We start from the raw sequence: 5,015 nt of genomic DNA, 5'->3' as shown, positions 1-5,015 counted from the left end.
GCCGGCAAAACCACGCTCCTCAACCATATCCTGCACAACCGGGAAGGCCGGCGTGTCGCAGTGATTGTCAATGACATGAGTGAAATCAATATTGATGCCGCCCTGGTCCGTGAAGGGGGTGCGCAACTATCGCGCACCGAAGAAAAAGTCGTTGAAATGTCCAATGGCTGCATCTGCTGCACGCTCCGGGAAGATTTGCTTGAGGAGGTGGCCTTATTGGCAAAAGAAGGGCGTTTTGACCAATTGGTGATTGAATCCACGGGGATTTCTGAGCCTTTGCCCGTCGCCGAAACCTTCACATTTGAGGACGAACAAGGCAGCTCACTGTCACAGCTGGCGCGCTTGGATACCATGGTGACGGTCGTGGATGCCTATAACTTTCTCCGGGAATACGCCGACGCCCAATTATTACGCGATCGTGGAGAGTCACTGGGCGCAGAAGATGAACGCACCATTACCGACCTCCTGATTGAGCAGATTGAATTCTGCAATGTGCTGGTGCTGAACAAGGTGGACCTCATCAGCCCGGAAGAACAGCAAAGCTTGATGGCTATTTTGAAGGCGCTCAATCCTCGGGCGCGCATTGAAATTTCCGAGTTTGGTCGGGTTCCTGTCAGTCGCGTACTGCAAACCGGTCTTTTTGACTTTGAAGAAGCCAGCCAGGCCCCCGGATGGTTGATGGAAATGCGCGGGGAACATATTCCAGAAAGTACGGAATATGGGATTGGCAGTTTTCATTTTGCCGCTCGCCGCCCCTTTCATCCGCAGCGGTTCTGGGACTTGATGCATCAGAATTGGGACAGCGTACTACGCAGCAAGGGATTTTTCTGGTTAGCGACCCGGCCGGATGTCGCCGGTCTCTGGTCTCAGGCCGGGGGGATTTTCCGGCATCAGGCGACCGGACAATGGTGGGCCGCCACACCCAAAAAATACTGGCCTAAAGATCCTGAAGAACGCCAGGCTATCGAGAAACATTTTCAGGGAGAATGGGGCGACCGCCGCCAGGAGCTGGTTTTTATCGGACAAAACATGGATGAAGACAAGATCCGTCAATCTCTGAGCGATTGCTTGCTTACCGATGCAGAGTGGCAGCAGGGTCCGTCAGCATGGAATGGTTTTGTTGACCCATTTCCGGAATGGTGAGGAGTTCCCATGTCGCAAGCCATATTAAAACAGGGTGCAGGAGCCGATGAAATACTGTTCGTAGATCAACTTGCCGATCTTGTCAGCATTTTCGATACGGACGTTCAGCTGTGCATAATGCAAAGATCCCAACAACTGGAAATACTGGATTATCTGGATGCCGCCGAAAATGATCTGGGCAGCGGAATTCGCCAATCCTTCAATCGTGGAACGCTGTTCCCTGCAGAGCTGTTGCCCGACTTATCCGGCCGGGAGTTCTTACTGAAAGACATACGCTTCCTGATGGAGCTTTACTTCGATTTAACCGGTTGCGACGCTATCGCGCTTCGCCTGATGGTTCTCGATCGGGCTATGTGCCCAAGATTCCATACAGATTTTACGGGAATCCGTTTGTTGTGCACCTGGAAAGGGCCGGGCACGCAATGGCTAAGCAGTGATTATGCGGATCGCAGTAAACTGGGAGAGGGATCCCGAGGACTGGCGGACCTGAAATCCGGGCTAATTCGCGATCCTCGCGGCATCGGGGAGGTCCACGCATTTGCCATTGCCCTGCTCAAAGGAGAGGCTTGGGAAAACAATGCCGGAAAGGGGATCATACATCGTTCCCCAGCCCTGGGCAGCACAGGGAAAATGCGCATTGCGCTTTCCCTGGATGCGCTTTGGAATGATTAATCGGCCTCGGCACTCAAAGGACCCGAGGCCATTTGCATAAAGTTGGGTAAACCCATTTTGTCGATCAGATCAATGTGGGTTTCCAGCCAGTCAATATGCTCTTCGGTCTGCTCCTGAATTTCGACGAGAATCTCTCGCGAGACGTAGTCCTTGACCGATTCGCAATAATGGATGGCCTCGTTGTAATGAACGCGGCCAGCTTCTTCCAGTTTCAGGTCACAAGCCAGACATTCAGCCGCATTTTCACCGATGAGTAATTTATTCAGGTCCTGCAGATTGGGTAGGCCTTCCAGAAACAAAATACGTTCGATCAGTTTGTCGGCATGCTGCATTTCTTCAATGGATTCCGCATATTCATGCTTACCCAGAGCAAAAAGTCCCCAGTTTTTGTACATGCGGGCATGCAGAAAGTATTGATTGATGGCTGTCAGCTCAATGGCCAGCGCCTTGTTCAACAACTGAATAACTTTTTTATCCCCTTTCATGACGCGCTCCTGTTTGAATGGTTAATTTAGTAGATTGAAAAGTGATTAGACGGCCTGCTTGAGTATAGACCGGGAATGTTGATGCATGGGATATTGCATGGCTTTGGCATGCTGCATTTCCTGATCCAGAACCGCTTTGGCACAAGTCGCACAACGCCCGCACTGGGAGGCCACACCTAACTGTCGGCGTAGATCCCGCATGGAACAGGCACCTTCATATACTGCCTGATGAATGTCTTTTTCGGTGACAGCGTTACATAGGCATATATACATAGCTATTCTCATCAAAAGCTCTTACACAGCATTCAAACGCAAATGATAATGCATGTCAATAACATTACCCATAAGAAATGGCCGTTGGGTCTGCAGGCTTTTTGCTCCATTGTTCCTTGCCTGTTGTTCTGCGGCTCATCCTGCTGTCAGGAGAGAACTCGCCCTGCGGGCTCAGACAGCTCTCCTGACGGGCGCAGGATTTCGCCAAGAACAACAACGGCTCGAAACAAAAGTCGCTGCAAAGCCTGCAGACCCAACGGCCATTTTTTAGGTTCAACAGTCATTCATCAGTCATTTTCTTTCTACATCGGATGCCTTGGGAGTAAGATGTCGGGATTCTTTCATTCACAGCGAGACCCAAGCCCATGAGCCAAGCCCCCCATTCCACCCTGAATGCCGAAACCCTGTGCCAGATCAGCGAGGATATTCTGGTTCTCGCCCGCAAACAGGGGGCAACTGCAGCTGAAGCGGCAGCAAGTACGGGCAAGGGGCTTTCTGTGTCCGTCCGCCTCGGCGAAGTGGAATCCATTGAGTACAATCAGGATAAAGGAATGGGCGTGACGGTCTACCTGGGGCAGTCCAAAGGTAGCGCCTCCACCTCGGATTTTTCACGCAAGGCCATTGCCGAAACCGTGGAAGCCGCGCTCACCATTGCCCGTCACACCTCCGCAGATCCCTTTTCGGGCCTGGCTGATCCGGCGCTTTTCGCCCGCGAGTTCCCCGATCTGGATCTTTATCATCCCTGGTCAATAGACGCCGATACGGCGGCAGAGTTGGCACGCCGTTGTGAGGCGGCTGCCCGGGATAGCGATCCACGTATTCACAATTCTGAAGGCGGAAGCCTGGGCACCAGCGAAGCTCTTTCCGTTTACGCCAACAGTCTGGGTTTTGTGGGAAAAAGGCAATCGTCCCAGCATAGCCTGTCCTGCTCAGTCATTGCCGAAGACCTGAAAGGCGGCATGCAAAGGGACTACTGGTATGATGTAGCCCGCAATGCCAGCGCATTGGCCAGCCCGGAAAGTATCGGCAAAATAGCTGCGGAACGGGCGGTGCGGCGTCTGGATGCGCGCAAGCTGCCCACCACCAGGGTGCCGGTGATTTTTGAAAATCAGGTGGCTTCCAGCATTCTTGGACACCTGGCCAGTGCCATCAGTGGCGGCAGTCTGTATCGGAAAAGTTCCTTTCTGGTAGACAGCCTGGGCAAGACCCTGTTTCCGGAACATATTCGCATTTATGAAGAACCCTTGCGCCCCAGGGGATTGGGCAGTGCCAGCTTTGACTCGGAAGGCGTAGCCACCCGCAATCGCGACATCATTTCCGAAGGTATTCTGCAGGGATACATCCTCGACAGTTACAGTGGCCGCAAGTTGCAGATGCCGACCACCGGAAATGCCGGAGGTGTCCACAATCTGACCCTGGAGCCCGGCAGCCGATCGCTGCAGGAAATGATCCGGGAAATGGGACGGGGTTTACTGGTCACCGAACTGATCGGTTTTGGGATCAATATGGTCACCGGCGACTATTCACGCGGTGCCGCCGGCTTCTGGATAGAAAATGGCGAGATTCAATATCCGGTTGAGGAGATCACCATTGCGGGTGGCCTGCAAGCCATGTTCAAAGGCATGCAGATGGTCGGCAACGATCTGCTTATCCATGGCAACACCGGCTGTTCTTCCATTCTCATTGACGAGATGATGATTGCCGGCGAGTAAGCCCTACGGCCAAGAGCATGAGCAAAGCACTCAGTAGCAGGTAGGGCAGACTCCCCCAGCGACCATAGGGAGTCTCTCCGGCCATGGGCTGCACCGAGCCATTCAGGGTGCCCACCACAAATTGCGGAAGCTGGGTGCGGATTTCGCCCTGGGGAGAAATCAGCGTGGTGATACCGGTATTGGTATCGCGCACATCCGGTTTCTGCTCCTGACGGGACTGCATGGCGGCCATCTGCATACTCTGGGCGGCAGCAATACTGTGCCCATACCAGGCATAATCACTGATATTGAGTAAAAAGGTCGCCCCTTCTCTGACCCCCTTACGGACATCACGGGAAAAAGATTCTTCATAACAAATGGTCATGCCAGCCTTTTGTCCGTCTACAGGCAGGACATAAGGACCATGCCCAAAGGAAAAACTCCCCAGACCCGGTAAAAAGTGGTGGACCAGAGGACCCAGCAGGTGCGGCAAGGGAATATATTCACCAAAAGGCACCAGATGTTCTTTCTGGTACCAGCGCAGGGGGGCGTTCCCGTCAATTTCCATGGCGGCGTTGTAGTATTTGCCATCTGCCGCTTCGGGAATGCCGATAATCAGAATCTTGTGATTCCGCGCCGACCATTCCTGTAACTGAATAATCAGTTCAGGAATTTCTGTCTGAAAAATGGGAAAGGCGGTTTCCGGCAAAACCACCAGCTGGCTATTTTTGGGCGTCTGCAAAATCAGTTG

Annotated in this window: 6 protein-coding genes; 3 read left to right on the top strand and 3 right to left on the bottom strand. The window is 52.9% G+C overall.

The window, feature by feature from the left end; all coding sequences use genetic code 11:
- Both zigA and AC2VLY_RS17215 read left to right on the top strand, forming a co-directional pair.
- Window positions 1-1,143, top strand: a 1,143-nt coding sequence (zigA, locus tag AC2VLY_RS17220) for a zinc metallochaperone GTPase ZigA (protein ID WP_486922718.1), incomplete at its 5' end; no start/stop codon positions are given.
- A gap of 9 nt (window positions 1,144-1,152) precedes the next feature.
- Window positions 1,153-1,815 (top strand): DUF1826 domain-containing protein, encoded by a 663-nt coding sequence (locus AC2VLY_RS17215; protein ID WP_486892399.1) that lies wholly within the window; start codon window positions 1,153-1,155, stop codon window positions 1,813-1,815.
- Here the strand turns inward: AC2VLY_RS17215 and bfr are convergent.
- Together bfr and AC2VLY_RS17205 are read right to left on the bottom strand one after the other, a co-directional pair.
- Window positions 1,812-2,300, bottom strand: coding sequence for a bacterioferritin (gene bfr, locus AC2VLY_RS17210; RefSeq protein ID WP_486892398.1), 489 nt, complete (start codon window positions 2,298-2,300; stop codon window positions 1,812-1,814). The two genes, AC2VLY_RS17215 and bfr, sit on opposite strands and share 4 nt — an antisense overlap.
- Before the next feature lie 45 nt (window positions 2,301-2,345).
- Window positions 2,346-2,573 carry a bacterioferritin-associated ferredoxin gene (locus AC2VLY_RS17205; RefSeq protein ID WP_193650955.1) on the bottom strand — a complete coding sequence of 76 codons (228 nt, stop codon included), beginning with the start codon at window positions 2,571-2,573 and terminating at the stop codon, window positions 2,346-2,348.
- Window positions 2,574-2,938: 365 nt separating this feature from the next.
- On the opposite strand from AC2VLY_RS17205, the gene pmbA reads away from it, so the two are divergent.
- Window positions 2,939-4,285, top strand: coding sequence for a metalloprotease PmbA (pmbA, locus tag AC2VLY_RS17200; protein ID WP_486892397.1), 1,347 nt, complete (start codon window positions 2,939-2,941; stop codon window positions 4,283-4,285).
- Here the strand turns inward: pmbA and lnt are convergent.
- The coding region (lnt, locus tag AC2VLY_RS17195) for an apolipoprotein N-acyltransferase (protein WP_486892396.1) at window positions 4,254-5,015 on the bottom strand (762 nt) is incomplete at its 5' end. The two genes, pmbA and lnt, sit on opposite strands and share 32 nt — an antisense overlap.

The sequence above is a fragment of the Acidithiobacillus sp. TH-A36 genome, from assembly GCF_057473445.1.
The sequence above is the reverse complement of the archived record's forward strand: the minus strand, read 5'-3'. Positions and strand labels throughout refer to the sequence as shown.